Below are 3,266 nucleotides of genomic sequence, written 5' to 3' on the forward strand. Positions count from 1 at the left end.
GGGGAAGACGTTGGTCAGCAGGGCGACGTCGGACATCCAGCCTGCGGTCTTGTAGAACAGGCCCATGTAGAGCAGCACGAGGATGAAGGCGATCACGAACGAGAGCATACCCGCGTTGATCGACTCCTGACCCAGCGAGGGGCCCACGACGGTATCCTGGATGATCTTGGCCGGAGCGGGAACCTTACCCGAGTTGAGTACGTTGGCAAGGTCTTTCGCCTCCTGAATCGTGAAGTCGCCCGTGATCTGCGAGGAACCCTTGTCGATCTTGGTGTTCACGCGGGGTGCGGAATATACGTACCCGTCGAGGACGATGGCGATGCATTTGCCGATGTTCTCGCCCGTCAGGCGCGCCCACTCCTGCGTACCCTCGCCGTTCATGGTCATCGACACCTCGGCCGTAGCGCCGCGCTGGGCGTACTGCTCGGTGGCGCTCGTCACGACCGACCCGTCCAGCGGAGCCTTGCCGTCGGGCGTGGAAACCTTGATGGCATAGAGGTAGTAGCGGCCGTCGATCTTATCGTCGCCCTTGACACCCCACTTGAAGTCGATGTCGGCCGGGAAGAGCTCGCGCACCGCGGGGTTCGCCAGGTATTCGTTGACGGCGGCCATGTCGGCCTTATAGGCGGCACCGATGGCGGCACCACCCGCCTCATTCGGGTCGAGCACGGCCAGCAGCGGGTTCTGCGTACGGTCGTAGCGGCCTGCGTCCACCTGCCCGGCAGCGGCAACGGAATCGGCGCCGATCTCGGCGATCAGGCCTGCGGCGTCGCCGGAAGCGGTCTGCTCACCGACGGCCTCGGCTTCGGCCGATGCGGTCTCGGGCTGCGTGGCGGCAGGAAGCTCGGCCAACTCGGCCTTGATGAGCTTATCGGCGGCAGCCAGTGCGGGAAGCACCTCGCGGGCATCGTAGGTCAGCCAGAATTCGAGCGACGCGGTACCCTGCAACAGGTCGCGCACACGCTGCGGCTCCTTCACGCCCGGCAGCTCGACCAGGATGCGGTGCGAGTTGGGCAGACGCATGATGTTGGGCTGCGTAACGCCGAAATGGTCGATACGGCTGCGCAGGACGTTGAACGAAGCGGCGATGGCGGCATCGGTTTCCTTCTTGAGGATTTTCTCGACGTCGGCATCGGAACTTTCGAGCGTGATGTCCTTGCGGTCGGGGCTGACAAAGATCGCAGCCAGCGAACCGCCGTTCGAAAGGCGCTGGTAGGCCTTCACGAAGTCGGAAATATAGTCTTTCGAGGTGCCGTCCTTCAGGGCCGCGTTGGCCTCGGCGATGGCGCCGACGAAGGCGGGATCGTTCTGGCTGTCGCCGGCGAGCGCCTTGACGACATCCTCGACCTGCACCTCCAGCATGACGTTCATACCGCCCTTGAGATCGAGACCCAGGTTCAGTTCCTTCTCCTTGCACTCCTTGTAGGTGAACTTCTTGAACCCGAGGTTATAAACACCAAGATTCTGAACCGAATCGAGGTAATGCTGTTCGGCCTCGCCCTGCTGGTCGAGGGGGAACTGCGCGGCGTACTCCGACGCCTTCTTCTCTACGCTCCGCGTCTTGAACGTGAAGGAGAGCTGGTAAACACACGCAAGCGCCAAAAGGACTGCGAGTAATTTAATAGCACCTTTACTTTGCATTTGAGTTGAAAAATTTTGTTATTATCTGTTGTAATTATTGTCATTACGCATAATAGCACGCAAAGATAGGAAAAAAGAATTGAAAATCGGAAATAACGAATTAAGATTTGCGTCGGGAAGATAAAAAAACTGTAATTTTGAAGCCGTATGATAAAATATACGGAGTACAAGTACCACCTTGCGGCGCTCTTCAGCGTGGCAGTATGGGGAGCGACGTTCGTTTCGACGAAGGTGCTCATCGCCAATTCGCTGACCCCGGCGGAGATATTCCTGCTGCGGTTCGCCATGGCCTACATCTGCATCTGGCCCCTGTCCGGCAGGCGGTTGTGGGCATCGGGATGGCGTGACGAAATGACGCTGGCAGTAGCGGGGATCACGGGCGGCTCGCTCTATTTCCTGACCGAAAACATGGCGCTGGAATACGCCCCGGCGTCGAACGTCTCGCTGATCGTCTGCACGGCGCCCGTATGGACGGCCGTACTGCTGAGCCTGCTCTACCGCGGCGAACGGATGACGCGGCGGCAGGCCATGGGTTCTGCGCTGGCGTTCGCAGGCATGGTGCTGGTCGTCCTCAACGGACGCTTCGTGCTCCGGCTCTCACCCCGAGGCGACATGCTGGCATTGTCGGCGGCGCTGCTGTGGATGGTCTATTCGCTGGTCATCAAACGCATCGGCGGCCGCTACCCTGCCGTATTCATCACCCGCAAGGTATTCTTCTACGGGCTGCTGACCATCCTGCCGGTATTCGTTTTCCAGCCTTTTTCGATCACTTCAGAGGTGTTGGCCCGCCCCGCCGTGTGGGACAACCTGCTGTTCCTGGGGATCGTAGCCTCGATGCTCTGCTATGTCCTGTGGAACGCCGCGATGCACAGGCTGGGAGCCGTGCGCACGACCAACTACATCTATTTCAACCCGTTGGTGACGATCATCACGGCGGCGGCCTGCATCGGCGAGCGCATCACCCCCGCGGCACTGGCAGGCGCAGCACTGATCCTCTACGGCATGTGGCGGGCGGAACGGGGATAGGCAAAAAAAGGTGCGACCCGGAAAACCGGATCGCACCCCTGGGAATTTATAGGAAAGCCTTGCGGCTGAAGTGCCCCGAACACTTCGCGTATTACTTCACCTCTTCGAACTCAACGTCCTCGGGCTGAGAGCTGTCGCCGCCATTCGACGCGCCGCCGGCATTGGCCTGCGACTGCGACTGGCCGGCATCGGCCCCGGGCTGTGCGCCCTGCGCCTGCTGCTGTGCGTAGATGTCCTGCGATGCAGCCTGCCATGCGGCGTTCAGCTCGGCGATGGCCGTGTCGATGGCCGCCACGTCGGCGTTCTTGTGTGCCTCCTTCAGCTTGGCCAGCGCGCCCTCGATCGCGGACTTCTTGTCTGCGGGGAGCTTGTCGCCATACTCCTTGAGCTGCTTCTCCGTGGCAAAGATGTTCGAGTCGGCGGCGTTGATCTTGTCGATACGCTCCTTCTCCTCCTTGTCCTTGGCCTCGTTGGCCTTGGCCTCGTCGCGCATACGCTGGATCTCCTGCTCGGTAAGGCCCGAAGAAGCCTCGATACGGATCTTCTGCTCCTTGCCCGTGCCCTTGTCCTTGGCCGAGACGTTCAGAATACCGTTGGCG

General features: G+C 60.7%; 3 protein-coding genes. 1 reads left to right on the forward strand and 2 read right to left on the reverse strand.

The features are described 5' to 3' along the window. A partial coding sequence (locus QVP03_RS03830; protein WP_410511449.1) for a SecDF P1 head subdomain-containing protein occupies nt 1-1,641 on the reverse strand: 1,641 nt, incomplete at its 3' end. A gap of 147 nt (nt 1,642-1,788) precedes the next feature. Between QVP03_RS03830 and QVP03_RS03835 the strand changes: the two genes are divergently transcribed. Further along, a complete protein-coding gene (locus QVP03_RS03835; RefSeq protein WP_022332277.1) occupies nt 1,789-2,667 on the forward strand; it encodes a DMT family transporter in 879 nt (292 codons plus the stop codon). Between the two features lie 91 nt (nt 2,668-2,758). Here QVP03_RS03835 and QVP03_RS03840 read toward each other — a convergent pair. After that, the coding region (locus QVP03_RS03840) for an Hsp70 family protein (RefSeq protein ID WP_288210626.1) at nt 2,759-3,266 on the reverse strand (508 nt) is incomplete at its 5' end.

This window comes from Alistipes sp. CAG:29 (assembly GCF_000435435.1).
Lineage (GTDB): Bacteria > Bacteroidota > Bacteroidia > Bacteroidales > Rikenellaceae > Alistipes > Alistipes onderdonkii.

Bases quoted from the DNA above. Each gene is read 5' to 3' on its own strand.
- QVP03_RS03835 (WP_022332277.1), top strand. From the start codon at position 1,789: ATGATAAAATATACGGAGTACAAGTACCACCTTGCGGCGCTCTTCAGC.